At 48.9% G+C, this 26,529-nt stretch carries 25 protein-coding genes; 13 read left to right on the plus strand and 12 right to left on the minus strand.

The window, feature by feature from the left end:
- Positions 1–160: 160 nt before the first annotated feature.
- Both ACR9Y8_RS30235 and ACR9Y8_RS30240 read right to left on the minus strand, forming a co-directional pair.
- Positions 161–844, minus strand: a complete 684-nt coding sequence (locus tag ACR9Y8_RS30235; protein ID WP_481217035.1) for a response regulator transcription factor — start codon at positions 842–844, stop codon at positions 161–163.
- A 1-nt stretch (position 845) separates the two neighbouring features.
- On the minus strand, positions 846–2,378 hold the full coding sequence (locus ACR9Y8_RS30240) for a sensor histidine kinase (protein ID WP_481217036.1): 1,533 nt from the start codon (positions 2,376–2,378) through the stop codon (positions 846–848).
- 158 nt (positions 2,379–2,536) lie between these two features.
- Between ACR9Y8_RS30240 and ACR9Y8_RS30245 the strand changes: the two genes are divergently transcribed.
- Positions 2,537–3,328, plus strand: coding sequence for a GLPGLI family protein (locus ACR9Y8_RS30245; RefSeq protein WP_481217037.1), 792 nt, complete (start codon positions 2,537–2,539; stop codon positions 3,326–3,328).
- Between the two features lie 100 nt (positions 3,329–3,428).
- On the opposite strand, the gene ACR9Y8_RS30250 is transcribed toward ACR9Y8_RS30245, so the two are convergent.
- A complete protein-coding gene (locus ACR9Y8_RS30250; RefSeq protein WP_481217038.1) occupies positions 3,429–6,254 on the minus strand; it encodes an outer membrane beta-barrel protein in 2,826 nt (941 codons plus the stop codon).
- Positions 6,255–6,374: 120 nt separating this feature from the next.
- On the opposite strand from ACR9Y8_RS30250, the gene ACR9Y8_RS30255 reads away from it, so the two are divergent.
- Entirely contained in the window at positions 6,375–7,127 is a 753-nt protein-coding gene (locus ACR9Y8_RS30255) for a class I SAM-dependent methyltransferase (RefSeq protein ID WP_481217039.1), read from the plus strand.
- A 20-nt stretch (positions 7,128–7,147) separates the two neighbouring features.
- Entirely contained in the window at positions 7,148–7,417 is a 270-nt protein-coding gene (locus tag ACR9Y8_RS30260; protein WP_481217040.1) for a hypothetical protein, read from the plus strand.
- A 25-nt stretch (positions 7,418–7,442) separates the two neighbouring features.
- Here ACR9Y8_RS30260 and ACR9Y8_RS30265 read toward each other — a convergent pair whose 3' ends face one another.
- The 4 genes from ACR9Y8_RS30265 to ACR9Y8_RS30280 are packed head-to-tail and all read right to left on the minus strand — an operon-like array spanning position 7,443 to position 9,155.
- Positions 7,443–7,826, minus strand: a complete 384-nt coding sequence (locus ACR9Y8_RS30265) for a VOC family protein (protein ID WP_481217041.1) — start codon at positions 7,824–7,826, stop codon at positions 7,443–7,445.
- Between the two features lie 42 nt (positions 7,827–7,868).
- Entirely contained in the window at positions 7,869–8,315 is a 447-nt protein-coding gene (locus tag ACR9Y8_RS30270) for a hypothetical protein (protein ID WP_481217042.1), read from the minus strand.
- Entirely contained in the window at positions 8,312–8,704 is a 393-nt protein-coding gene (locus ACR9Y8_RS30275) for a group III truncated hemoglobin (protein WP_481217043.1), read from the minus strand. The genes ACR9Y8_RS30270 and ACR9Y8_RS30275 overlap by 4 nt, the downstream gene beginning before the upstream one ends.
- Positions 8,705–8,723: 19 nt before the next feature.
- Positions 8,724–9,155 carry an RrF2 family transcriptional regulator gene (locus ACR9Y8_RS30280; RefSeq protein ID WP_481217044.1) on the minus strand — a complete coding sequence of 144 codons (432 nt, stop codon included), beginning with the start codon at positions 9,153–9,155 and terminating at the stop codon, positions 8,724–8,726.
- Between the two features lie 99 nt (positions 9,156–9,254).
- On the opposite strand from ACR9Y8_RS30280, the gene ACR9Y8_RS30285 reads away from it, so the two are divergent.
- A complete protein-coding gene (locus ACR9Y8_RS30285) occupies positions 9,255–9,605 on the plus strand; it encodes a DUF488 domain-containing protein (RefSeq protein WP_481217045.1) in 351 nt (116 codons plus the stop codon).
- Between the two features lie 2 nt (positions 9,606–9,607).
- Here the strand turns inward: ACR9Y8_RS30285 and ACR9Y8_RS30290 are convergent, their stop codons facing one another.
- A complete protein-coding gene (locus tag ACR9Y8_RS30290; protein WP_481217046.1) occupies positions 9,608–10,705 on the minus strand; it encodes a LamG domain-containing protein in 1,098 nt (365 codons plus the stop codon).
- A 124-nt stretch (positions 10,706–10,829) separates the two neighbouring features.
- Here ACR9Y8_RS30290 and ACR9Y8_RS30295 point away from each other — a divergent pair, with 124 nt between their 5' ends.
- From ACR9Y8_RS30295 to ACR9Y8_RS30310, 4 genes are all read left to right on the plus strand, one after another.
- On the plus strand, positions 10,830–12,140 hold the full coding sequence (locus tag ACR9Y8_RS30295; RefSeq protein ID WP_481217047.1) for a hypothetical protein: 1,311 nt from the start codon (positions 10,830–10,832) through the stop codon (positions 12,138–12,140).
- A 140-nt stretch (positions 12,141–12,280) separates the two neighbouring features.
- On the plus strand, positions 12,281–13,381 hold the full coding sequence (locus ACR9Y8_RS30300) for a glycoside hydrolase family 43 protein (protein ID WP_481217048.1): 1,101 nt from the start codon (positions 12,281–12,283) through the stop codon (positions 13,379–13,381).
- Between the two features lie 7 nt (positions 13,382–13,388).
- The gene (locus ACR9Y8_RS30305; protein ID WP_481217049.1) at positions 13,389–14,213 is read left to right on the plus strand and encodes a polysaccharide deacetylase family protein; all 825 of its coding nucleotides are present in this window, start codon (positions 13,389–13,391) and stop codon (positions 14,211–14,213) included.
- A gap of 120 nt (positions 14,214–14,333) precedes the next feature.
- Positions 14,334–16,673: an ABC transporter permease gene (locus ACR9Y8_RS30310; RefSeq protein ID WP_481217050.1), complete on the plus strand. Its 2,340-nt coding sequence runs from the start codon at positions 14,334–14,336 to the stop codon at positions 16,671–16,673.
- A 71-nt stretch (positions 16,674–16,744) separates the two neighbouring features.
- Here ACR9Y8_RS30310 and ACR9Y8_RS30315 read toward each other — a convergent pair whose 3' ends face one another.
- The gene (locus ACR9Y8_RS30315) at positions 16,745–17,293 is read right to left on the minus strand and encodes a dihydrofolate reductase family protein (protein ID WP_481217051.1); all 549 of its coding nucleotides are present in this window, start codon (positions 17,291–17,293) and stop codon (positions 16,745–16,747) included.
- Positions 17,294–17,328: 35 nt separating this feature from the next.
- Between ACR9Y8_RS30315 and ACR9Y8_RS30320 the strand changes: the two genes are divergently transcribed.
- Together ACR9Y8_RS30320 and ACR9Y8_RS30325 are read left to right on the plus strand one after the other, a co-directional pair.
- Positions 17,329–17,916, plus strand: a complete 588-nt coding sequence (locus ACR9Y8_RS30320; protein WP_481217052.1) for a GrpB family protein — start codon at positions 17,329–17,331, stop codon at positions 17,914–17,916.
- 94 nt (positions 17,917–18,010) lie between these two features.
- Positions 18,011–18,265: an Atu4866 domain-containing protein gene (locus ACR9Y8_RS30325; RefSeq protein ID WP_481217053.1), complete on the plus strand. Its 255-nt coding sequence runs from the start codon at positions 18,011–18,013 to the stop codon at positions 18,263–18,265.
- 375 nt (positions 18,266–18,640) lie between these two features.
- On the opposite strand, the gene ACR9Y8_RS30330 is transcribed toward ACR9Y8_RS30325, so the two are convergent.
- Positions 18,641–19,015, minus strand: coding sequence for an iron chaperone (locus ACR9Y8_RS30330; protein ID WP_481217054.1), 375 nt, complete (start codon positions 19,013–19,015; stop codon positions 18,641–18,643).
- Between the two features lie 161 nt (positions 19,016–19,176).
- Here ACR9Y8_RS30330 and ACR9Y8_RS30335 point away from each other — a divergent pair, with 161 nt between their 5' ends.
- From ACR9Y8_RS30335 to ACR9Y8_RS30345, 3 genes are all read left to right on the plus strand, one after another.
- The gene (locus ACR9Y8_RS30335) at positions 19,177–19,581 is read left to right on the plus strand and encodes a BlaI/MecI/CopY family transcriptional regulator (protein ID WP_481217055.1); all 405 of its coding nucleotides are present in this window, start codon (positions 19,177–19,179) and stop codon (positions 19,579–19,581) included.
- Positions 19,582–19,600: 19 nt separating this feature from the next.
- Entirely contained in the window at positions 19,601–21,817 is a 2,217-nt protein-coding gene (locus ACR9Y8_RS30340; protein ID WP_481217056.1) for a M56 family metallopeptidase, read from the plus strand.
- An 81-nt stretch (positions 21,818–21,898) separates the two neighbouring features.
- Positions 21,899–24,121: an outer membrane beta-barrel protein gene (locus ACR9Y8_RS30345; protein ID WP_481217057.1), complete on the plus strand. Its 2,223-nt coding sequence runs from the start codon at positions 21,899–21,901 to the stop codon at positions 24,119–24,121.
- A gap of 4 nt (positions 24,122–24,125) precedes the next feature.
- Here the strand turns inward: ACR9Y8_RS30345 and ACR9Y8_RS30350 are convergent, their stop codons facing one another.
- Positions 24,126–25,328 carry a GAF domain-containing sensor histidine kinase gene (locus ACR9Y8_RS30350; protein WP_481217058.1) on the minus strand — a complete coding sequence of 401 codons (1,203 nt, stop codon included), beginning with the start codon at positions 25,326–25,328 and terminating at the stop codon, positions 24,126–24,128.
- A gap of 28 nt (positions 25,329–25,356) precedes the next feature.
- Positions 25,357–26,418: an adenylate/guanylate cyclase domain-containing protein gene (locus tag ACR9Y8_RS30355; protein ID WP_481217059.1), complete on the minus strand. Its 1,062-nt coding sequence runs from the start codon at positions 26,416–26,418 to the stop codon at positions 25,357–25,359.
- Positions 26,419–26,529: the final 111 nt, after the last annotated feature.

Here is a 26,529-nt window from a genome sequence, read left to right on the forward strand (position 1 = left end):
TAGGAAATAGGTGTAATTGTCCGGTTTTGACACAAGGGGATGTTCGTATGTGGACATCGCAAGGGACCTAAAGCGTCGGATACTCAGTACTAACACTAATGTTGCTTTTGACATATATAGGGATAAGTGGCGCTAAGGTGGTGATAATACTGAAACGAAGCTACCCGAGCACAAACCTATACCCAATACCTTTGATCGTCAGTATCTGCAGGTTTTCATCTTCTTTTAACCTTACCCGTAACCTGGTAATATACACATCCAAATTACGGCTGTTAAAGAAAGAATCATGTCCCCAAAGCAGGTCCAGAATACTCTTACGATCAATGATACCATTACGGTGCTCGTACAGCAGCTTTAACAGCTCGCTTTCCTTATACGACAGCTTTACTTCTTCCTTACCGTTGGCCAGCACCTGGCGGCTTGTATAGAACTTAAACCTGCCTATTTTGATATGATCCGAAGGAGGCGTCGGCATTTTTTCCTGGAAGCGCAGTACGTTGTCAATACGAACGATCAGCTCTTCCATGCTGAAAGGCTTGCGGATATAGTCATTACCGCCCAGGGTAAAGCCTTTTACCAGGTCGGCTGTTTGTGTTTTGGCAGTGAGAAAAAGAATGGGTACCTGCGGGTCAATGGCGCGGATCTCTTCGGCTACTTCGAAACCGTCTTTATTGGGCAGCATTACATCCAGCACGCATACGGCAGGCTTCACCTCTTTGAACAGCGGCAGTACCTTATCGCCATCACTTTCCATGACCACTTCAAAGCCGCGCCGCTGCAGGCTCTCTTTCACGATTTTGCCCAGTGATAGTTCGTCTTCAACGTATAGTATCCTGATGTTCATCTCAGCCAATGGTTTTGTACTTTATGACGCGGCCCCTGTCGTATTGTATCACCGGCGCCTCTGCAAAGGGAAGCTTGACGGAAAAAGTGCTGCCTTTATTCACTTCGCTTTCCACCTCAATAAAGCCCATATGACGCTGCACGATATGAGAAACATAGCTAAGGCCAAGGCCATAGCCTTTGATATTATGCCGGTTGCCGCTGGGTACCCGGAAGAATTTTTCAAAGATCTTGTTCTTATACTCCTTCTCGATGCCGATACCGTTATCGGCTACACGTATTTCCAGGTATTGTTTGTGATCGATGATATGGATGAGGATCTCGGGCTGTTTAATACTATACTTCAGGGCATTGTCCAGCAGGTTATAGAGCACGCTGGTCATGTGCAGCTTATCCGCGGTGATGATGAAATTATGCCCGGTTGTTTTCAGCGCGGTGCTGGCTCCTTTGTTCTCAAACTGCAGTTTCATGGACACCAGTACGCCCCTGGCCAGATCGCGCAGGTCAAACTGTTCTTTGTTCAGGGAGATCTCCCGGTTCTCGAACATGGAAAGCTTCAGTACTTTATCTACCAGCATGCTGAGCCGCTGCATTTCGTTGGCTGAGATATCCAGGTACTCATTTGTTCTTTGCAGGTCTTCCAGCGCATCAAAGCTTCTGAGGGCTTCTATGGCCACACTTACCGTGGCGATGGGCGTTTTCAGCTCATGCGTCATATTGCTGATGAAATCATTTTTGAGCCGCGCCAGCTTCTGCTGTTGTATGAGGTTGCGGTACAGCAGCAGGAAGGAGAGCGTGGTGACACCCAGCAGGAATGCGGAAACCAGTATCGGCTGACTGATCCGTTTCAGCAGGTACCACCTGTTATCATCAAAGCGCAATTGGTAGCTGATTGGTTTTGTAAAGCCCATTGTCACCGTGTTGCCTTCCGGGTCTTCCGGGAAGCGGTCTAATATATCTTTTGTAGTATCAGCAGGAAAAGCGTGTATACTGAAGCCGAGGTGTATGCCCTTTGCCTCGAGGGCCTTATGGTAACGTTCGGTGAGCTCTTTTACCGTAGTGGAATCCTGCAGGGAATCCATGGCTGCCATAAAGCTAAAGACCGGTTTGGCGCCAGCCGAGACCTGGGTAACACGATAGCCGATGTTAAGCGAGTCGCTTTCCCGCCGTGAGCGCCTGATCGGAGGCGCATCATCAAATGCTACCACCATGGTCCTTTTTCCCGGAGGGCCAGGCGCACCCGCATCGCCGGGGGCGCCCGGCGATGCGTCCCTTACTCTTTCCGCGATGATGTTCGCAGCGCCAACAACGCCTTCACGCTCCTGTATGCGGATATGGAAAGTGGAATCGAGTTTAAGCTTCGCAGCCTGCAGCCGGAAGATCGTTTCCCGGAAAAGAATGTTGGTGCGGGCTCTGAACAGTCTTTTCTCCTCCCGGTAATTTTTGCGCAGCCAGTATGCCTGAAAAGCTGTGATCACCAGGATGGTTAATATGATCAGGAAGCCTGTGACCGGTATGGATAATTTGTATCGCAAAGAAGTTGAGATGGTTTGTAATGGCAATACTACGGCAAATGTTGCACATCCGCCGCCCCCAACCACGAAATATTAACCTTAATTAACATTAAAGCAAGTCTTATTAACCTCTGTTGCAACACCAACATAATAGCTTTAGCTTCTTAAAATCATGTAGCATGAAGAAAGCAATTTTAACACTATCAATGGCGCTTGCATTGCTAGCCGCCCATGGTCAGCAAAAACAGGGAAGAGTATTATACGAACGCACCGTACAGTTACGCATGGGCCCAGGCGACATGGAGCAGATGATGCCCCGCTCACGTAAAGACAAGCTGGAAGTATTGTTCGGCAATGACCAGTCCCTGCGCCGCCCGGTAGATGACGACACGCAGGAGGAGATGTCTGCCGAAAGCAGCGGCGGCAGGCATGTATACCTGATGATCGACGGCAACAATGATCTGAGCTACGCCAACTTTGCTGCCGGCCGCACGGTAGAACAACGCGAGTTCGGCGCCAGGAATTACATCGTGGCAGACAGCATTCGCAAATTGAACTGGAAGCTTACGGACGAAACCAGGACCATACTAAACTATCCCTGTCAGCAAGCCGTTGCCCAGCGCATTGGTAAACGTATGAGCATCGCCATGGAAAATGGCGAATTGAAGAACAAAGAAGTACCGGACTCTATGAATGTCACTGCCTGGTTCACATTGGCCGTTCCTGTACCCGCCGGACCAGAATACGAAGGCCAGCTACCAGGATTGATACTGGCTATTGATATTAACAACGGTCAGGTGGTTTACCAGGCAGTAGAATTATCGCCCCAGGTAGATCTGGGAGATATTAAGGAGCCTACTAAAGGGAAGAAAGTAACACCGCAGGAGTTTGTAAAGGAAAGAGAAAAAGTGATGAAGGAGATGCAAAGTAATAGGGGCAGGAAAGGAGCCACGATAAGGATTGGGGGGTAGGTAATTAGTTGACAGTTGTCAGTCGTCAGTTGTCAGTGCTTAAAGTGTATGTAATCTCCGCATTGCTTACTGACAACTGACCACTGACAACTGTCAACTTTTACCTCATAATCCTCATCCCTCCCTTCTCCGGTCCTCCCGCTGCTGCCAACCCGCTCTTACTCAAACTATACGTAAACGTCAGCATAAAGAACCGCTGCAGGTTCGTGATCCTTGTATCTTCCAGGTAATTCTGATTGCTGGTACGTGAGATGCCCACATTCTGATTCAGCAGATCAAAAACACTCAACTTCAACTCGCCCCTGTTAAAATGCAGGAACTGCCGGCTGAAAGATGCATTCCAAAGCGGCACCTGTGCATTGAATCCTGCTGCACGCTGACTGTTAATAGTATAAGTAAGATTAGTGCTGAGAAAGAATTGAGCAGGTAATTGCCAGTTAATTTCTCCTTCATATTGTTGAGAAAAATAACTGGTATTATTGGCCGCCTGCAGCGAATAAGTAGTTTTATAAAAATTAAAATTACCACCTACAGACAAGTCCAGCTTATCTGAAGGGCTCAGGTCAAAGCGCAGTGAAGGACCAAGCGAAAGCGTATTAATATTATTGGCAGCCATATTAATAAACTGTTTGGTTTTGCTGTATCCCATATTGCTGCTGAAATTCACCGTTCCATTTAACGCGCGCAGCGGAAGCCCCAGGCTCACGGTGCCGCTCATATTGAGCACGCCATCTACGTTTACAGGCCGGCTGCGTTTAATGCCCAGCGAATCCACTACATCATAGTTCACGATCTTGTTCTGTGTTTCCTGCAGGTTAAAGAAAGCAAAGAGGTTTTTGTTGCGGAAGGGATCAACAGACATAAAGTTAACCTGTACTGCATGCGTGAATTCCTGTTGCAGATCAGGATTGCCTTCCTTGATATTCAGCGGGTCGCTGATATCGGGCACGGGTTGCAGCTGTGAGATATTTGGCTGATTGGTAATGGCTGCATAGTTAATGCTCAGGTGACGGTAACGTGTAAAGTCATATTTGAACCGCAGCGAAGGCAGGAGGTTGTAGAAAGTCTTACTGATCACGGAATCTTTAGACCCTGCAATGATCTTGCCTTCCAGGCCGGCCCGCTGCCAGTTCAGACCGGCGGCCAGGCTGAATTTCTTTTGCTGTGTACGGAGGCGTATACCCGCATTCGTATACCCGTAGGTGTTCTCGAAATCATTGGTGAGTGCGGGATTGAGCTGGTCAAACTTACCGTTCGTTCCGTTATAGTCGTATGTGATCTTCTCTGAGCTGCTGGTGGTATTACTGCGGCTCAGGCTGAATTCCAGCAGGGAGCGTTTGAACAGTGGCTCCGTATAAACGGCGCGTACATTATAGCTGTTAAGGCTACCCGAAACATTGTTCCGTTGATTGATAGAATCGTACCCGGGCAGGGAAGGATCCCGGTTATAAAAATGATTGACCGATAAAAGACTGCCTTCACTTTCACTGTTGTTGAAGCTGGTTTGGAGGCCCAGTGAAAAGGTGCGGCCCTTGCGATGGAACTTCTTCCTGAACAGGATGTCGTTCCGGAAATTAGTGCCATGACCGGTGGAGCTGTTATCACTGAAACCCTGGTTGGCAAGCTGGTGGTCGCCGGAGAGTGTCTCGTAAGTATTGAAGCTCTTATTGCGGGTTTCCTGGTAGCCTGCGGAAGAAGTGACTTTTATGGAATGAAAGGAATCGATATTGATATCGGCCGTTATATTCAGCCGGTGACTGTTATTGAGATTGTCGCTCCTGGATTGCTGGTTATAGAAATAGGACGAATCCGGCAGAAAATACTGGCGCTGTACTTTGCTTTCCTGTTGCGGGTTATAACGGTTGTAGAAATAGCTGCCGGTGAGATCGGTCTTATTGCCGATGATGTTACTATAGTTCAGACCTCCGCCCCAGATGGTTTTAATGCCATTACTGTTGTTGTTGCCCATCATGGCGGCCATGGGATCGTCTGCATCCATTGTAAAGCTGGCATTGCCGCTGCCGCTTTGCCGCATGCGGTTCAGTTCACCGTTGAAGTTCATGAGATCCATAAAAGAGAAACCTTCGCCATTGGTGTTGTTGGCCATACCAATAGCAGACAGCTGCCTGGCGCCTTTAAAGGAATTGACATTGAAACGGCCTTCATACCGGTCCTTAGTACCCACACCTGCGCTGGCTTTGCCAAAGAGCCCTTTTCGCTTGTCCTGTTTCAGTTTAAGGTTGATGGTCTTCTCACTGTTGCCGTCGTCAAAACCGGTAAGCTGGGCGGCATCGCTCATGCGGTCGTATACCTGTACTTTGTCGATCGCATCGGCAGGAAGGTTCTTGGTGGCAATTTTGGGATCGGTGCCAAAGAATTCCTTACCGTCTACCAGCACACGATTCACTTTTTGTCCCTGCGCTTTTACGGTCCCGTCTTTATCTACCTGTAGGCCGGGCAGTTTTTTCAGCAGCTGTTCCACGCTGGCATTGGGAATGGTTCTGAAGGAGCCTGCGTTGTACTGTACCGTATCGCCAATGAGGGTAACGGGAGGCGCTTCGCCGGATACCACTACTTCGTTCAGGGTCCTGCTCAGGTCATAGAGTATAATGTTGTGTAATGTTACATGCGGGTTGGCGCCGCTGATAGTTACCGGACGGCTGGTACTGTGATAATTCAGGTGCGTGATCAGCAGGCGGTATTCTCCGGCGGCAATACCGCTCAGCTCGAATTCTCCTTTGTTATCGGTCATCATGAAGCTGACCAGTGAGGAATCCTTTTTTTGCAGCAGGGTGATAGTGGCGGAAGCTACCGGGCGCCTGCCGATGGTATCCAGCACGGTGCCTTTGATGGAGCCGTTCCTTTGCGCATAGGCATGGATGCAAACAAGGCTACAGATCAGGAGTAATAAGTAACTTTTTGGCATGGTAATGCTTTTAATAAATGAACAGCTACGAAAGTACCCTGGGCACCCAGAAAAGCAGGTTAACGAGCCTTGCTTTAATGTTAAGGAAGGTTAATAAAATCGGGTTAACTTTAAATTATTATGAAGCATACAGAGCGTTTCAGCGACCGGGTAGAAAACTATGTAAAATACCGGCCGCATTATCCGCAAGCCATTATACCTTGCCTGGAACAGGAAGCAGGTTTGACACGGGAAAGCATAGTAGCAGATATTGGCGCAGGCACCGGGATCTCTTCACTGCTTTTCCTGGAATATGGCAATACAGTATTAGGCGTAGAGCCTAATGCCCCCATGCGTGAGAAAGCAGAGCAATTACGGCAGCGCTTCCCGAAATTCAGCACCGTAGCCGGTACGGCAGAACGTACCATGCTGCCCGATGCATGTGCAGACCTGATCGTAGCCGGACAGGCTTTTCACTGGTTCAGCCAGGGAGCTGCCAAGGTGGAATTTCGCCGTATTGGCCGTAAAGACGCCCATGTGGCGCTGATGTGGAATGAGCGGCGAACAGATACCGACTTTGAAAAGGACTACGAACTGCTGATCGCGCAATACGCCACCGATTATAAGGAGACCGGTCATCGTAATATCGGCCCGGCACAGCTGGCGTCTTTCTTTTCGCCCTCCACTTACAAAGAGCATATTTTCCACAATGCGCAAATGTTTGATTTTTCGGGATTGAAAGGCAGGCTGCTGTCTTCCTCTTATGCACCGCAGGAAGGTCATTCTTCACATCAACCGATGATCCATCGCCTGGAGGAAATATTTGAACGGCATAAGCAGCAAGGCATGGTCAAATTCCATTACAATACAAGATTGTATATAGGGAAGCTATAGTCAGTAATAAAACATGTACGATGTTTGAAGATAACACAATGTTTGAAGACCTTTTTGAGTCCGTCTATAATGGAAACTCCAGTAACATGGAAATGGCATTATTAAAAATAAAGGAGGCAGGGGCAACGCAAATGCAATCTGCTTTAGTTTTAATTAAGAAGTTAGGGTTATCAATAAAAGACGCCGATTATTTGATAGTTCATGCTGATGCATGGAAAGGGAATAAGGATACTATCATAAAAGTGAGAAATCAATTTGGTGATATTCTGGAGGGGAATAACGAAAGTTAAAGGAATTTATATAGGGCAGGTATAGTCACACAGGACGGCCGATCTCCCAATGATGACCAAAAGGATCTGCCAGCCGTCCTGATCTCCAACCATGTTGTTCGCCTACGGGAAACACCTCTGTTGCGCCAGCGGTCAGCGCCTGACGAAAGAGCGCGTCCGGGTCTGCTACCGTGAGGATCATCCGCACAGTGCCTCCTCCTAATGAAGCAGGACTATAGTTGCCATGCTCCGGCGATTCATCACTCAGCCAGAATTCAGCACCATCTACAGACAGCCGTGCTACTACACTACCACCGGGATCTTCCAGGCGAAAGAGCTCAACTGCACTGAAGGCGGCTTTGTAGAAATCTGCCGCGGCGGCACTATTTCTGACCGATAGCCAGGGAGCGATGGAGGTGGTGATATCCATGGGGATGAGCATTTAGAGGATGCATCCCAAAGGTAAGGCAATTCAGGCGCTGTAAGCTGGTTTAAAGAGTTTTATGCCATAGAGAATGATTAAAAAAGTTTTGATCAGTTCTGTCCCTATAAAATAAAAGTGCAGATAGGAGGGCGGTAGCGGTTGTCCGCTGATGATAGCAGATGCCCTGGCATCCAGTTGCGGCAGCAGCCAGCCTGTTTGCAGTATCAGTATGGTTAACGGCGCTAGCAGGAGGAAAGGAGCCGGCCGCCATCTGTTATGCAGGTATGCGCTCACTAACACGATCACCGCAAAGCCCCATTCGATCTTATTCAGCGCATTGAATACCAGCCGTCCAATGCCGAGTCCCACAGGCAGCGTCACGCCCGGCGCCCTGAACTTCAACCAGGCTTCCAGGAAACTGATGGCACAGATAAAGCCCGCCCAGCTAAAGATGCAGGCAAGTGCTACCGGTTGTTCAACTTTTATTGTCTTCATAGTATAGGTTTTCCGCCGCTCCTGATGTAATCGATCTTTGACATGAACATCAGGGCCATCTTGCCGCTGCGCCATTTTGCTTCTTCCGCTTTTTCCCCTGCGAAGTAACGGTCCACCGTGGCATGCCAAAGCTGCAGCCAGGTATCGAAATGTTCTTTTTCCAGCGGCAGTTTTGCATGCGGCGGAAACGGGCCGCCGAAATAAGTATGTTCTTCCAGCAGTACGGTTTGCCAGAACCGGTACATCTTTTCCAGGTGTTGCGGCCAGCGGTCCTGGATCACCCCATTAAAGATGGGGCCTAGTAAAGTATTTTCCCTTATCTGCTGATAAAATTCGTTTACCAGTAACTGTATATCTTCCAGTGTGGCTATATCCTTTCGTTCGTTCATGATGAATATAATATACCTTTTACCGTTTCAGGAATGCCAGCTGTTTCTCCAGCTGTTCGTTGAATGTCCCCAGTTTGGCTTTTTCCAGCATATTGAAAATGTCTTTTCTTATTTTTTTGAATTCGTGGTGAATAGGGCAGGGATGCGTTTCTGAGCATTGTTTCAGTCCAAGCCCGCATTCTGCGAAGAGCTGGTCCCCATCCACCGCTTTCACGATATCTGCTATGGAACATCTTGCAGTAGGCGCGTCTACGTAAAAGCCCCCATTGGGCCCTTTTACAGACTGCACCAGTCCATGTTTGCCAAGCTCCTGCAGGATCTTCGCAATGAAATGTTCCGGTGAGCCGATCCCACTGGCTATTTCCTTTATGCTAACCTTATCTCCATTCTTTGAACGCTGGGCAATGAACAGCACTGCCCGTATGGCGTATTCACAAGTCTTTGAGAACATGCAAACTCCTTTAACGGGAACAAAAGTAAGCAATAATTTAATAGAAGACTAAAAACTCTTTTATTATTTCCTTAACTTCATAGGAAACGCTTTGTAGTGATGAGAACGATAAAGATCAAACGGGTATATGAAGCTCCTGCGAAGGGAGACGGTTACAGGGTGCTGGTAGACCGGGTATGGCCCAGGGGCATTACAAAGGAAGCGGCCGCTGTGGATGAGTGGCAGAAGGAGATAGCTCCTTCCACTGCCCTGAGAAAATGGTTTGGCCATGATCCCGAACGATGGAAGGAGTTTCAAAAGAGATACCGCGAAGAATTAAAGCACAACGAAGCGGTGATACAATTCATAGAAGCACACCAGGGTACGAAAGTGCTAACGCTGGTATATGGCGCAAAGGATGAGGCGCATAACCAGGCCCTGGTACTGCAGCAATACCTGGAAGATCGCTAAGCCTATTCCAGTTTCGCTTTGATGCCCCAGCCGCCGAAATTTTCGGAAACGGCGATCCACAGCTCGTTAGGGCCTTTCTTCAGGTGAAGGTACACGGCGTCGAAATAGCCGATGGTACCCAGGAAGCGGTAATCCCTTGACAGAAAATTGTCTTCCCCCGCATACAATAACTGGTTGTTGAGATATACTTTTGCACGATCGGAAAAGCCGAAAGTCAGTTTTTTAACCCCTGGTTTGTCTGCCTGTATCGTCACCCTGGCAAAGACGGTATTTTTCTTCGGTGTTGCGCCGGCCAGCATTGAGAAATCAATAATGCCCAGGTCATCTGCCTTTAATCCTTTCCAGCTGAGTGTAGCCGTATCCGTGGTGGAGAGCTCGGCTTTGTCTTTCACCAGCGCTTCATCAAAAGGGCTGGAAACGCTCCACGAAGTAAGTACTGATGGCGGAAGGGGTGGTGGAGGTGTCGCCTTGCTTTTGATTGTTACGGCATCCGTCGCGATATAGGCAAAGTTGCGATACCATGCAGGTACCGGAGCCATATTGTTCAACCGGATCATGCCACTGGCCACATCCCTTTTCAGGTGACGGATGAAAAGCACCGGTGTAGTGTCCCGGTCAAAATATACTTCCCCCTGGTCACCCGATATCACCAGTTTAATATGCAGCCAGCGGTCAACGGGCAGGACGGCGGCATTGCTATAACCGGGCCCGTGGTATAATTGCCAGCTTGGCAAATCGTTATATACCGGGGTATACTGCATGGCGTCCGGGTTGCCGGACTGATGGGGCCGTATATAATATTGCTCGTAATTGTTTTCGTCCTGCATCCGGAACTCTATCGCCGGAAAGTAGCGGTCCGGCGCCAGGGCTATGTCAAATTCAATGATGCCGTTCTTAAAGTTGGCATCTTCCAGCAGCAGGCCGCCTTCCTGGAGCCGGAGCGCAGGTTTTCCCAGGTGCAGCTCCTCATAGGGCGCCTTCCCCTTTACTTTCCAGCGGGGCGAATCGAATGGGATAAGGGCCTGCGCGCCTGCAACATATGGCAGTAATAAAAGCAATAATAAACTGAAACGCATGAAGGTGATGGATTTTAAATTCATGAAAAGCATTATTTTGGAAGCAGATATGGCAGGAAAGTTATTACCTTACCTTAAAGCACAGTTATTCAACTCGTAGGCAAGTTTGTTCAAAATTGTTCAGGGTTTAATTAATTGATTATCAGTAATGAATAATATTGAATTACTACAACAATGCTGCAGGCTGATAGAGGAAAAACTGGGCTGGGGAAGTAGTGACAACTGGCAGAACCAGGATTTTGAAACGCTCAGCTCCCGTATATTTGACCGTACCCAGGTGGCCCTCAGCGTAAGCACCCTGAAAAGGGTGTGGGGAAAAGTGAAGTACGACAATTTTCCCTCTCTCACTACATTAAATACCCTTGCGATATTTGCCGGTTATGAGCACTGGCGGGATTTCAGGCAGCAGCAGCTGACAGAGATGGCCCCCGAGCCCATTCCGGAGCCTGCAGATCACTCCGTTCAGTTAAATGGTTATGGCGCCCCGGCGCTTAAACGCCGTAAAATCGGCTGGTATATTGCCCCTGCTGTATTGGTGATACTGGTCATAGCGGGATGGATGTACAACCGGACGGGCAAGAACGGTGTGCCGGTATCCGGCTTGCCAGACAGCTCCCGTTTTTCATTCAGCAGTCAGCCGCTGGCTGCCGGCATTCCCAATTCCGTGATCTTTAACTACGATGCTACTGCGGCGAAGAACGATTCAATATTTATCCAGCAGTCCTGGGACCCCACCCGCCGCTTTCCCGTGTCGGCCAAAGGTCATACTTATACTTCCATTTATTATTATCCCGGCTTTTTCAGGGCCAAACTGGTGGTAGGTAAAAGGATCGTGAAAGAGCATGATCTGTGCATCCCTTCCGGCGGCTGGCTGGCAACAGTGGTACAGGAACCGGTGCCGGTATATTTTTCAAGAACGGAGTTCATCGGCGAGGGAGCCTTGCGTATCCCGCCCGCCCTCCTGGAAAAGAAGAACATTCCTATGCAGCCGCAACCGCCTGAACTGCGCTACTACAATATCGGAGACATGCATGGGCTGAAGAATGATAATTTCATTTTTGAAACAGAAGTCAAGAACGAGTATAAGGAAGGTACGGCCGTTTGCCAGCGTGCTGATATTTTTATCCACTGCGAAGGCTCCGCGATCATCATGCCCCTGGGCATACCAGGCTGCGTGGGAGATATGGGCCTGATGGCGGTAGATACGGGCTTTTCCGCACAGCATGCCAACCTCGCTGCCTTTGGCTGCGATATGAGCCAATGGGTAAAAGTGCGCTGTGAAGTGCGTAATAAACACCTCCGGATCCTGGTGAACGGCAAAGAGGCTTTTAACTATACCTTCAAGAGCGCGGCCGACCGGATTGTTGGCGTGAGCTACCGTTTTCAGGGCGCCGGCGCTGTGAACGCAGTGAAATTAGCACGGATTGACGGCAGCCCGGTGCTGGAAGACACCTTTTAAATTCCAAATTCCAGATCCCAAATCCCAAATTCCAAAGCGCGAAGATCTACGTATAGCTCATTTTGTAATTTGGAATTTGTGATTTGGAATTTTACTTTTGAATAGTTGTCAATAAGACAGCAAACGTTATGAACAACCATATGAAAAAAGTAAAATTCCACCTCATTGCCACAGCCACTGCTGCTGTGCTCATCTCTTCCGCCTGTAATACCGGGCAAAGCACCCGTACGGAACAGAAAGATAGTACTGCCACGGAGGCGCAACCGGCTAAAAAGGAACCCATTTCCCAACCGCTGGTATCTGATATCTATACCGCGGATCCATCGGCCCATGTGTTCAATGGCCGGATCTATATCTATCCGTCACATGATACGGCTACCGGCACGCCGGAGAATGACAACGGCGATCATTTCAATATGATGGATTATCATATCCTCTCCATGGATTCCGTAGGCGGCAAAGTCATTGATCATGGTGTAGCCCTGCATATCAAAGATATTCCCTGGGCAGGCCGCCAGCTATGGGCGCCTGATGCCGCTTTTGCCAACAATACCTACTACCTCTATTTCCCTGTAAAAGATAAGCAGGATGTTTTCCGCATCGGTGTTGCTACCAGCAAAAAGCCCGAAGGACCGTTCCTGGCAGAAAAAGAGCCCATCAAGGGCAGCTACAGCATCGATCCGGCCGTGTTCAGGGATGATGACGGTTCGTTTTATATGTACTTCGGCGGCATCTGGGGCGGACAGCTCCAGCGCTGGAACAATAATAAATACGATTCAGCAGGAAAGCTGCGCCAGCCCGGAGAAGAAGCGATCCTGCCACGCGTGGCCAAACTGTCAAAAGACATGAAGCATTTCGAAGGCCCCGTAAAAGAAATTAAGATCCTGGATAAAGATGGACACCTGTTCACTGAAAAGGATAATAACAAACGCTTCTTTGAAGCTTCCTGGATGCATAAGCACAACGGCAAATATTACTTCTCTTATTCAACCGGAGACACGCACTTCATCGTATATGCCACCGGCGATAATCCCTATGGGCCCTTCACCTACCAGGGTGTGATCCTGAACCCCGTGGAAGGCTGGACCAATCACCAGTCCATCGTTGAAGTAAATGGTAAAACATACCTCTTCTATCACGATGTACAGCTGAGTGGTAAAACCCACCTGCGCAATGTGAAAGTAACAGAGCTGCATTATAATGAGGACGGCAGCATTCAACCGGTGACCGCCTATAAATAGGATACTCATGAGATCATTACTGTTGCTGATACTGACCGGCTGCTTCATTGTGACCAATGCTGCGGCTCAGGCAGATACCACCTGGCATCATAAAAAATGCGCCGTAGTGCTCACTTATGACGATGCCCTGGACGTAGACCTGGACCATGCTATCCCGGTGCTGGACTCCCTTGGATTGAAAGCTACCTTTTACCTCTCTGCCTACTCCGGTGCGCTCGATGCGCGTATCAACGAATGGCGCGCCATTGCAAAGAAAGGACATGAGCTGGGCAATCATACATTTTTCCATCCCTGCGCCGGCGACCTGCCGGGCAGGGATTTTGTTACACCGGATTATGACCTCTCACGTTATACCTTCCGCCGGATCACCGATGAGATCAATATGACCAATACCCTGCTGAAGGCCATCGACGGAAAAACGGTGAGAACCTTTGCGTATCCCTGCGGTGACGAAAAGATCAACGACTCGCTATACCTCTCTCCAATCAAAGACCGCTTTGCAGGCGCAAGAGGCACTCAGCCTTTAAAACCCGCCATCGGCGATATTGACCTTTATAATATCGGCTGCTATGCTGTTAATGGGCAGTCGGGCGCTGAAATGATCGCTGAAGTGAAACAAGCCATGGCAGATCACCGCCTGCTGGTATTCCTTTTTCATGGCGTAGGCGGCGGGCATTCGCTGGATGTGTCTTTGCAGGCGCACAGCGAGTTACTGCATTTCCTGCAACAACATGAAAAGGACATCTGGATAGCGCCCATGGTGGAAGTGGCGGAGTATGTAAAACAATACCGGACATCCACTGTCCAAAAGCGGACAAACCAAGCCCATTAACCCATTGATCTGTAGTGACTTAATATTTGGTATGTTCTTGGGGACAGCTGCAATAACGTTTTACCCTTCATCTCTTTGCACATGCTCAAGAACTACATTCGGATCGCGTGGCGAAACCTGTTGAAAAACAAATTGCATTCGGCTATTAATATTACCGGACTCGCAGCGGGAATGGCCGTCGCCATGCTGATCGGCCTATGGATACAGGACGAATGGATGTTTGACAAACAGTTCCCCAATTACAAAGGCATTGCCGGGGTATGGCAAACCGTAACCAGCAATGGCAATACAGACATGTGGACGAATCAGCCTTTTCCACTGGCCGCAGAAATACGTAAGAACTACGGCAGCGATTTTCGCTATGTATCCATGTGCACCTGGAATCAAACGCGTGTGCTACTGCAGAAAGACAAGCGGCTAAGCGGGAATGGCGTTTATTGCGAGCAGGGCTTCACAAAGATGTTCACCCTGAAGATGCTGGAGGGTACTGACCGCCTGACCGATCCTCACTCCATCCTGTTGTCTGCCTCCCTGGCAAAAGCCTGTTTCGGCAACGAAGACCCGGTGAATAAAACATTACTGGTAGATAATAAGATAGCCGTTGTAGTGAGTGGCGTGTATAAAGATATGCCTGTCAGCTCTTCCTTTGGCGGTGTGGATTTCCTGATGCCGTGGGAGCTGTATGCGCGGACGGAAGGCCTGTACGAGAATGACAATCCCTGGCGGTCCAACTCCTACCGCTGTTTTGTACAACTGGCCGACAATGTCTCCCTGGAAAAGGCATCGGAAAAGATCAGGGACATCAAAATGAAAAATGTGCACCAGGATGAGATCGACCTGCATCCCCAATTGTTCCTGTATCCATTGTCGCGCTGGCATTTGTTTGCAGAGTTCAGGAATGGTGTGAACACCGGCGGACTGATACGCTATGTTTGGCTCTTGGGTGTGAGCGGTGTGTTTGTACTGCTGCTGGCTTGTATCAACTTCATGAACCTGAGCACAGCCAGGTCTGAGAAGCGTGCCCGTGAAGTGGGCATCCGTAAAGCCATCGGATCGCAGCGCAGTCAGCTGATCGGGCAGTTCTTCAGCGAATCTATGCTGATGGTCACTATTGCGCTGATGCTTTCCCTGGTGCTGGTACAGCTGTCTTTACCCTTCTTCAATGACATTGCGCAGAAGCGCATCAGCATCTTATGGACGGATCCTTTATTCTGGCTGATATGTATAGGCTTTAGCGTTATTACCGGCTTGATAGCCGGCAGCTATCCTGCATTTTATTTATCCTCCTTCCGTCCGGTGAAGGTGTTAAAAGGCACTTTCCGGGTGGGGCGGTCAGCTGTCATTCCCCGCCGGGTATTGGTGGTATTGCAGTTCACGGTATCAGTGATCCTGATCATTGCAACGGTGATCGTGTTCCGACAGGTACAGTTTGGCCGTAATCGTCCCATAGGATATGACCGTAACGGCCTGGTAATGCTACCGATGTATACCCGCGACCTCCACGACCATTTTGACATCGTAAGGAATGAGCTGCTGAAGAGTGGCGCTATCCTGAATATGGCCGAATGCTGGAGCCCTGTTACAAGTGTATGGTCTACCAACAGCGGATTTAACTGGGAAGGAAAAGATCCGTCGATGGCCGTTGATTTTCCCAACGATGGGATCTCTATCGACTATGGGAGGACAGTGGGCTGGCAGTTTAAGGAAGGACGCGATTTTTCCAGGGACTTTGCTACTGATACCGCCGCTTTTGTGATCAATGAAACCGCTGCAAAATTCATGGGTTTGAAAGATCCCGTAGGTAAGACAGTGATGTGGGATGATGAGCGCTATACGATTATTGGCGTAATAGAAGATGTGATCGCAGAGTCTCCTTTTGACCCTGTACGCCCTTCTTTCTTCCACCTGAACAGGGATCCCGGCACGCGTATGCTGCTGCGCTTAAATCCGGGACTGGGCGTACAAACGGCGCTGGACAGGATAGCCGGCGTGCTTAAAAGAAATAATCCTAACCACCCGTTTGACTACCAGTTTGTAGACCAGGAATATGCCAGGAAGTTTGGGGACGAGCAGCGCTTTGGCCGTCTTACTGCCGTCTTTTCTATACTGGCGATCTTCATCAGCTGCCTGGGTTTGTTCGGAATGGCCTCTTTTATGGCAGAGCAGCGTACCCGCGAGATAGGCGTACGCAAGGTGTTGGGCGCAACGCTTTTCAGTTTATGGCGCCTGTTATCTACTGATTTCGTGGTGCTGGTACTGATCTCTCTCGCCATCGCTTTCCCGCTGGCCTGGTATGCCATGAGCGGCTGGCTGCAGCACTACCAGTATCGTACGCCTATTCCCTGGTGGATCTTCCCGGCTGCAGGTGCAGGCACTCTGCTCATCACATTGCTGACGGTGAGCTTCCAGGCGATCAGGGCATCTTTAATGAACCCGGTAAAGAGCCTGAGAACAGAATGATATTTTTGCCAGGACAGTATTTAATATTCTATCCCCGTTATACTATAGCTGTAATGTAAACCTGTGCAGCGCTAAGCCTTTTCATATACCAGCAGGATCACGCCTGACCTGGAAGGTGTCGCGCTTTTGAGTTTCAATGGCACCCTGTTGCTGATATCTGAGAACAGGGGTTTCCCTTTTCCCAGTATGATGGGATGCACAGCCAGGCGGAATTCGTCTATTAGTCCGAGCTCCATGAAGGTCTTGATCAGGCCCGCACCGCCGTAAAGCCAGATATTCTTACCGGGGCGTTGCTTGATCTCATTAACATGTTTTTCCACATCTGCGCTGATAAAGGTGGCTTTACCATCTCCATTCTCCGTTCTTGAAAAAACGAACTTCTCTTTGCTGTGAACGGCCTTGAAGAGATCTTTCATAAAGGCCGGTGCGCTTTCTTCCGGTTGATAATTACCCCAAAGGTCGTAGCTTACCCGGCCATAAAATACCGTGTCGATATCATCCAGGAACGTATCCAGGCTGGAATTGGCCTCTTCATCTAAGATGCACCAGTCATATTCTCCATTAGGACCTTCAATTAAGGAGTCGAGCGTTACAGCGAGGTCTAAAATGATCTTTCTCATTTTTCTTGATTATAGGTTAGTGTTAAATTTATGAAATGAAAATTATAATAGCACCATATACAGGGAAATGGGTAAAAGATTTTGCGGAGGAAAAGAACAAGCTGGAAGGAATATTAGAAGGTCTCAATGCCGTTATAGAACATATTGGCAGCACATCTGTGCCCGGCCTGGGCGCGAAGCCTATTATCGATATACTCATTGGTTTGCAGCGTGAGCAAGATCTTGATAAAGTAATTGTCCCCATGCAGCAAGGTGCTTACACCTATTTCAGGAAGTATGAGCCTATGATGCCTTACAGGCGCTTCTTTGTAAAACTGGAGCCTTTGCCGCATAAAATGCCGCCTGCTATGGTAGACATAGGAGAGGAGCTGGTCACTGGAAAAGATTTCAAAGCAAAAGCAAACATTCATATTCTCGTTAAGGATACACCGCATTGGGACAGGCATATCGCTTTCAGGGATTTTTTACGGGCGCATCCGGATACCAGAGATGCTTATGATGCATTGAAGAAAGAATTGTCTTTTGGAGAATTTAAGGATACCCTGGAATATAACCAGGCAAAAGATGCGTTTGTGAAAGAGGTGGAGCAGCAGGCGCTGAAGTGGTATCATGCACGATCCTGATAACAGTGTTTGATATTTGCAATTTTTGGTTTGGAATGTGCATCCGCTGTCTATAAACCCCGTGCTAATTTTGATCTGTCAAAAAATTAAAACAATGCAAACTAAAAGCACAGATCATCAGCAATACATCGGCATGTGGGTTACACGCGATGGATATATCAGGCAGGAATTGCTGCCTGAGGGCAGATACGATGAAGCACGTGGGAATCGCCAAAGCGCTTATACCGGCAGGTATGAAATAAGGGGAACGCATATAAAATATTGGGACGATAGTGGTTTTACAGCTGATGGCGACTTCGTAGACGATAATACATTACACCATGGCGGGTATATTTTCTACAGGCAATAAAATGGCCGGGCTATACGCTAATAATGGGTAATGATGGCTAGGTAACTGCAAGGATAAAGTAACGATATAGTAACGATATAGTAACGATGAAGTAACTCTTAAAAGAGTTACTATATCGTTACCAGGTTGATATAAAATGATCGGAATAATGGCTAGCCTATAGCCAGAATACACGCCGAACCGGCGCGTTTCACTTCCTCAGTTTTATCATCGGGCCTGGCATGCCCATTTCTATGCCGATGGCAAATATCAGCGTCTGTGAATCTTTAATGGCATGCGTTACATCCAGCTTCAGTTCCACGGTTTGTGACTTAAAAGGTGCGGTGATCCCCTGTTATTTTATCGTCCTTCTGGTTCCTATTGTTTACAATGGCATCATTTCTTTTTCTTCACCTTCTCCTTATTCCGCTTCACCTGGTATTGCACAATTTTCTCTATCAGTGCTACAGGCATAGGCTGATCAAGCGGAAACTGCACCGTGCCTTTCCCCGATGTCTCATAAGGCGCCAATAATTTATCAAATACCGCATCTCCCGTTGGCACAGGATAAAAACCGATATGCTTTTTATACGCCGCAAAGTGCACCAAATTTCCATTCAGCACAAAGGTTGGCATCGCATACTTAATCGCCTCCCTTGCCTCCGGCGCTGCCCTTTTAACTGCTGCCCGCACCTGTTCTAATACTGTCTGTACCTCTTTTGGGAAACCTGCAATGTATGCATCTATATTTTCAGCCACCGTACTTTTCATAATAATGGATTTTGAACAATACAAATCTACCTTTTCGCTCCTCCAAAAATCATCCGCATAAAGGACGTCATGAATGGTGAAATGAGACATTTCTACCCGCCATTAGAAAAAAAATTACCCTACCTCTTGTTTCGTACGAATATATTCGTACCTTTAATTCCATGAAAGACGATCCTAAAAATAGTCCGCAAACGGAGCCCACCCGTTCGGAGCTGGAGATATTGCAGGTATTGTGGAAACACGGCCCCTCCACGGTTCGCTTCGTGAATGACCACCTGAATGACGAGAAGCGCAGCGTTCAATATACATCCACGCTGAAGATCATGCAGATCATGACAGACAAGGGCATGCTGGCCCGTGACGAAAGCAGCATGAAGCACGTATACAGCCCCCTCCTGGAAGAAAGATCCACGAAAGGACTGCTGCTGGACCGCTTCCTGGACGCTACCTTCAACGGTTCTGCCGCCACTTTGCTCATGCAGTTGCTGGGCAACAAGAAGACTTCGAAAGACGAGCTGGATGAAATAAAAGCACTGATCAATAAGATGAACCCGGATAAGCAATAACCCATAAACCTGCATTATTATGCAACTCTTATCTAATGATATTATCCGCGCCATCGGATGGACACTGATCCATTCCCTGTGGCAGGGACTTGTACTGGCCCTCGTAGCCGGCATCCTGATATTATTTACCCGCAAGTCCAAACCAGCCCTGCGCTATAATATTTTTACGCTGCTGTTCTTTGTACTGGTAGGCAGCGCGGTGCTCACCTTCTTATATGAGCTGAGCCAGCCCGCAGTCCATCCTGCAATAGCAGGGGAGACGCCAGCCCGGGTAGTAGCAACGCCGCCCTCCGTCGCGTTGGAAATGATAGCCAACCAGGCAGCAGGCGCTACCAGCGAGGAACCTGATTTTAGCCGGCGCTTCGTTGCTTATTTCAACGAGCATGCGCCCCTGCTCGTGATGTTATGGTTCATCGTATTTGTGGCCCGGTCATTATGGCTGTTCGGTGGACTGGTATACGTACAACGCATCCGCCATTATAAAACCTCTCTTCCTGCTGCCGCCTTCCTGGATCAGCTCTCAGCACTATGCCTCCGAATAAGGTTGAACAAGAAGGTACAGCTGCTGGAATCGGCCATGGTAAAAGTGCCTACGGCGCTGGGAATGTTTAAGCCTGTTATCCTCATGCCATTAGGCATGATGGCGCAGCTGCCGCCAGACCAGGTAGAGGCGGTCTTACTGCATGAGCTGGCGCACATCCGCCGCCGCGATTTCCTCGTGAACGTAGTACAGCACTTTGCAGAAACCATCTTCTTCTTTAACCCGGCATTGCTCTGGCTATCTGCCCGTATAAGGGAAGAACGGGAACATTGCTGTGATGATATAGCCATTGGCGTTACACAAAGCCGCAACGGCTATATCCAGGCCCTGGTCAGCTTCCAGGAATACCAGCTCACGCCGCGCACCAAATATGCTATGGCTTTCCCAGGCAGAAAGAAACAGCTGCTGGATCGCGTGAAACGCATATTGGGCAGCAACAACAAAACCCTGAACATCGCTGAAAAGTCTTTCCTGCTGCTCTGCTTCAGCCTGACCGGTATGCTGGGTTTTGTATTCTCCCAACCTGAAAAGAAACTGCCTGAAAAGCCGGCCATCGAACAGCTGCTGAAGATGGAAGAGAAAAGCGCCCCGCAGGAGATCAGCCCGGTAGAGAAGCCGGCGTCCGAAGAGCCACGGATAGATGAAGCTACACCGGAAGAGCCGGCAGCCACTGCTGCGGAAGATGTTCCCCCCGCTGAAGCACCAGTAGATACCAAACAATTATTGAATGCGGCCTACTATTATTACGATGTTGATATTAAGGGCATAACAGAAGGAACCGCGGTAACCTTTGCCGGTGATCCTTATCGGGTCTATCTGTTCAAACGCAACGATGTAGTGTACCAGGTGCAATGGAATGACAGGCACAACGAGCTGGCAGCATTGAAAGTGAACGGAAGAGAAGTGTTTACCAGGGGTATGGATAGACGGCGCCTTGCGCCCTATACCGCCGGGCTGGAAGCAATGGCAGATATTTACCGGATGCCGCATCAGCCGCAATATCAGCCTTATCAACCGCAATATCAGCCCTGGCAGACCAGGCGGGATTCAGTGCCTGTATTGAAAAGAGAGAACGCCATCATGAGCGGTACGATGACCACCACCGTAGACGGAAAACAATACAAAATCTCCCTGGATAGCAATAAGGTTACCGGACTGGAAATAGATGGTGAGAAAGTGCCGGATGATCAGCTGCCTGCAAAGTATCCTGTCATTAAGTCTATCCTCGACAATGTAGTAAGAGGCGCTGTTGATGTGCAGGATAAACGTCTGCAGCAACAGGCGCAGATCACTTCAGAGAAAAGCACCGAATCCCTGCAGGAGCAACGGAGTTTATCTTCCATAGATGCCAGCAATAACGGCCGGCTGATCATGGTCTCCCCAATGACGCCTGCTCCGGCCGCCACTCCTGCACCTGCCCTTACGCCAGCCCCCAAACCTTATCCCGTAGCTGCTCCCAGGCCGGTACTGAGCAACGAAGCGGAAAAGATCCTGAAAGACATGCAGCGGGATGGGCTTATCAGGAATAAAGACAATTTCTCTTTCCAGCTGAACCAAACGGAATTCATTGTGGACAATAAAAAACAGCCGGATGATGTATTCCGCAAATACAAAGAGAAATACATCAAACAGCCTTCGGATGTCTATAAGTATTTTAAGTCCCACGACCGTACCACTATCATGATGAACAACTAACATTTTTCAAATAACCGCTAATAAGCAGCATCACTCCCGGGTGAACAGGCATAGCCTTGCCCGGATCTAAATCCGCCTTTTATGAAGATCAACAACTGCCTGCCGGCCTTCGGCATGGTGCTGATAAGCTATTGCACGTATGCACAGGCGCCAGCCTCCAGCAACAAGCCGAAAGACACTACGGCGCCTGCTGCCATCAAACAATTGAAAGACGTAACGGTCACCGGCCGTAAACCCCTGGTGGAAACACGCCTTGATCGCACCATTGTGAATGTGGATGCGCTGATCTCCAACGCAGGCACCAGCGCCCTGGACGTGCTGGAGAAATCACCCGGCGTGATGGTAGACCAGGATGGTAATATCAGCCTCCTGGGTAAATCGGGTGTAACCATTTATATTGATGATAAGCCCACTTATCTATCGGGTAACGACCTGGCTGCCTATCTCCGGTCGCTGCCCTCCGGTTCCCTGGAAAGCATTGAACTGATGCCCATACCGCCTGCCCGTTACGATGCGGCCGGTAATGCCGGTGTGATCAACATCCGCACTAAAAAGCTGAAGCGGCAGGGTTTTAACGGTAATCTCTCCACTTCCTATCATCAGGGCCTTTATCCCAGGAGCTTTAACAGCCTGAACCTGAACGTGCGTAACAACGCCTTCAACTTCTTTCTGAACGCAGGCTACAACTACTCCCGCAACTTCAGCGACTTGCTGATTGAACGCAGCTATTTAAATGATGATGGCAGCCTCCGTTCCGGTTTTAGCCAGTTTTCGTTGATTCGCCGGAAAGACCGCTCGCCCTCCCTGAAAATAGGCGTAGATTATTACATGGATAAGTACACTACGATCGGTATTGTGCTGAACGGCGTTTCCCGCAGAAATACAGGACTGGTGAATAACAACAGCTTTTTATACAATCCTGTACACCGGCTGGATTCCCTGGTGACTGCCGATAATGAGGATAAACGTGCATTGGACAGGGGAGGGGTGAACCTTAACTACCGCCACCAATACGGTACCACCGGCCGGGAGCTGGCTGTAGACCTGGATTATATCCACAACAGCTCGGAAGCTGTCCAGCTCTTTAAGAATGCCAGCTACTACCCGGATAGCAGCCTGAAAACCCGGGATGATCTGCATGGAAGGATCCCATCCGGCATTAACATCTACAGTGCCAAAGCAGACTATACCTATCCCTTGTCGGCAGGCGCCCGCTTTGAGACCGGCGTGAAAACAAGCTATATTGCCACTGATAACAAAGCGGATTACGAAGTGACCGTTCATGGTATTACCAGTCCCGATTATGATAAAACCAATCACTTTATCTACCATGAAAATATCAATGCCGCTTACCTCAGCTTCCGCAATGAAATGGGCAAGTTTTCCCTGCAGGCAGGCCTGCGTGTAGAGAACACCGTTATGCGGGGAGAACAATTAGGCAATGCTATGAAGGAAGACTCCGCATTCAGGCGTAACTATACCAACCTGTTCCCCACGCTTTATTTTTCCTATAAAACAGATTCCGTCGCCACGCACCAGTATGTTTTGGCCTACAGCAAACGTATAGAGCGCCCGGGATTCAATGATCTTAATCCTTTTATCTCGCCGCTGGACAAATTCATGTATTATGTAGGCAACCCCTTTATTCAGCCGGTGATCTCACACTCGCTGGACCTTTCCTGGATTTACCGCAATATGCTCACCGCCAAAGTTAACTACAGCCATTATAAAGGGGAGATAGGAGAGACCATCGAGGTGCAGGGCGACCGCTTCTACAGCCGTCCGGCCAATGTAGGTAAAAGCGATTACCTGTCACTATCCGGAAATGCAGACCTGCAGCCGTTCAAATGGTTCTTTATCCATTGGTTCGGTATCGCAGAATACTGCTGGTTCAAGGGAGATCTTTATGGAAATGCCCTGAGCGTAAATGGTATGAACTATGTAACCAATATAACGCTGCAGGCTAAACTGTCTAAGGGATGGAACGCAGAGATCACCGGTATGTATCGCTCGGATATTATCACCCAGCAGTTTGTGCTCGGCGACTATTGGACAATGGGCTGTGCGCTGGAAAAGAAGATATTGAGCAATAAAGGCTCCCTGAAACTGGCCTTAAATGATATGTTCTATTCCCGCCTTAACTACGGCGATATTAATTTCCTGACCAATGCCCGGGGCAACTATCGTAATAAGGCAGACACACGTGTGTTGGGCCTCACCTTCACCTACAATTTCGGGAAGTCTTACGAGAAGCGCGACCGTACGGTAGGCGGCGCAGATGCGGAACAACAGCGTATCAGGTAGGCGGCTACTGTGGTAAGCTGATCACAAAGCTGGTCCCTTCACCGGGCGCTGAGTGAATGGTCATGCTACCTTTCAGTTGATCTACCAGGTGTTTGACGAGCGCAAGCCCGAAACCAAATCCTTTTTCCCCGCCGGTCCCTTGTGTGGTGCCGGCGCTTCCCCGTGTGATGGCATCGACGGCGTCTGCTGAAAGACCGACACCGGTATCGCTTACTTTTACTTCCAGGTATCTTTTGTATTCTTCTTTCTTCAGGTCCAGCTCTACCATTACGCGGCCTTTTGCAGGCGTGAATTTGATAGCGTTGGAAACCAGGTTGCCGGTGATCTGCAGCAGCTTATTGCAATTGACGGGAATGGTCTCTGTTGCGGTATTGGTACGTACGGAGAGGGTAACGCCTTTGGCGCTGGCCTGTACAAGATAGAGCTTCAGCAGCCGTTCCCTGAAAATGCTCAGGTTCATGGCAGCCGTGCCAGAGCCGCCGTTTTGCTGGCGCTCAATGCTCAGTATTTCATCTGCCAGTTCCAGCAGGGAATGACCGCTTTTCTGGATCATGGAGATAAAGCTTAAAACATCGTCGATATTATTGGACTGGCCCTGCTCGCTGATCAGTTGCGCCATCGTAATAATACCGGATACCGGGCCGCGTATATCATGTGACAGCTTCTTCTGTGTTTCTTCAGACTCAAATACCCTGTTCTTGAGATTATTGATAATGCTGATCGTTGCCAGCCGGCTGACGATCTCCTCCGCTATCAGTCCCAGCATTTCCTTTTTCTCAGGGCTCAATGCCTTCTGCTTCCGGTCCAGCACACATAATGCGCCGAGATTATGTCCTTCGAAGGTGCGTAATGGAGTGCCCCAGTAATACTTCAGCCGATCGCCTCCGGTTACATATGGTTTATCCTTGAAGCGCTCGTCTGCCGCCAGGTCAGGTATTTCCAGGGGAGCATTATTGGCAATGGTGTACTGGCAAACGGTGTCTTCCCTGGGCACCTGCTTCACGCTGATACCGAAATCAGAAATGATCCAGAGCGTATAGGCGTCTATGAGATTGATCAGGGAAATTTCAGTACCTGCGATCTTGGCGGCCAGCTTGGTCAGGCTTTTAAACTGTTCGTTAAGGCTGTCATAATCTATATCGAATTCAGCCAGGCTAATCAGTCTTTCCATCTCGTTAGCCGGAATAGGTGCAGCGCCGTTTTTCATGATGATGGTACTGTGATATGGTGTGCCGCTAAGTTAAAGAAATGTCACCATTATTTCCAGTCATGGATTTAAGCGCGATGAGCAACATTTCTTTTTGCTTGCCCTTCAGCTTGATAGAGCCCAGGGTTTGGGCTGCAAAATTGCCGGCCAGGCGGAGAGAGGCGGCCAGGTCGCCGGAAACGATCACCTCTTCATTAAATTCCTTGCACATGTCCTGTATGCGGGAAGTGGTGTTGAGCACATCACCGGAGTAGGTAATGTCTCTTTTGATGATCCCCACTTCACCGGCCACTACCTTTCCGCAATGGATCCCTGCTTTAAATAATGGGATGACCCCGTATTGCTGCAGGTATTTATTATTCAGCTCTTGCAGGTGAAATTTGATATCAAAGAAACATTGTACGCATTTGCTGTTCTGTATGCCTTCGCCATACTTCCAGGCCACAATCACTTCATCTCCTACGTATTGGTAGATCTCTCCGTTATTATCCAGTATAGGATTGGTAATGTCGGTAAAGAGGTCTTTCAGGAAGGCATGATATTTTTTATCTCCCAGTTGCTCTGCGATAGTGGTAGACGAGTTCAGGTCCAGGAACATGAAGATCCGTTCTTCTTCCCTGGGCGTATTATACTTTCCGCGGATGATGTTCCAGAATACCCCTTGCCCGAACTTGTTGTTGATCTGGAGGAACAGTTGCGTGATGGTCACTATAATGCCCCATACCAGGCAGTTCTTGGCAATCCTGGTCCATTCAGAAGGGATGTTGAACAGCCGCAGCAGGATATTGACGATCGCGATCACCACCAGAAACGCCCCGGCCACGGCCATGATAGTGTACCCATAGGATTTGTCCCTGAACCGCACGTTCACATAAAATACCAGGAAGCTCCCGCCCAGCAAAGCGCCTGTAAAGGCTGCGCCCATATTGATAATGATGGCTTCCAGCATGGAATATCTTGGCACCGGCGTCACCGCGTTCGTAGTGATCAGCGCCAGGCGGTCGTAAAAGGGAATAATAAAACCAATTATGAGCCATACAACCATGATGATGCCCAGTTGCCGCAGCTTGTAAGAGGTCCTCCTGTTCATGTGGGTACTTGCGAAGGTTTGAAGCCCCAATATATCCCTTTTTCAGCTAAAACCGAACGCTTCGTTTTCTTACAATGCCAGGGACAAGGGAAAGGGGAATTTTGAGGTATA

Source organism: Chitinophaga sp. SVR4-12A (genome assembly GCF_056754765.1).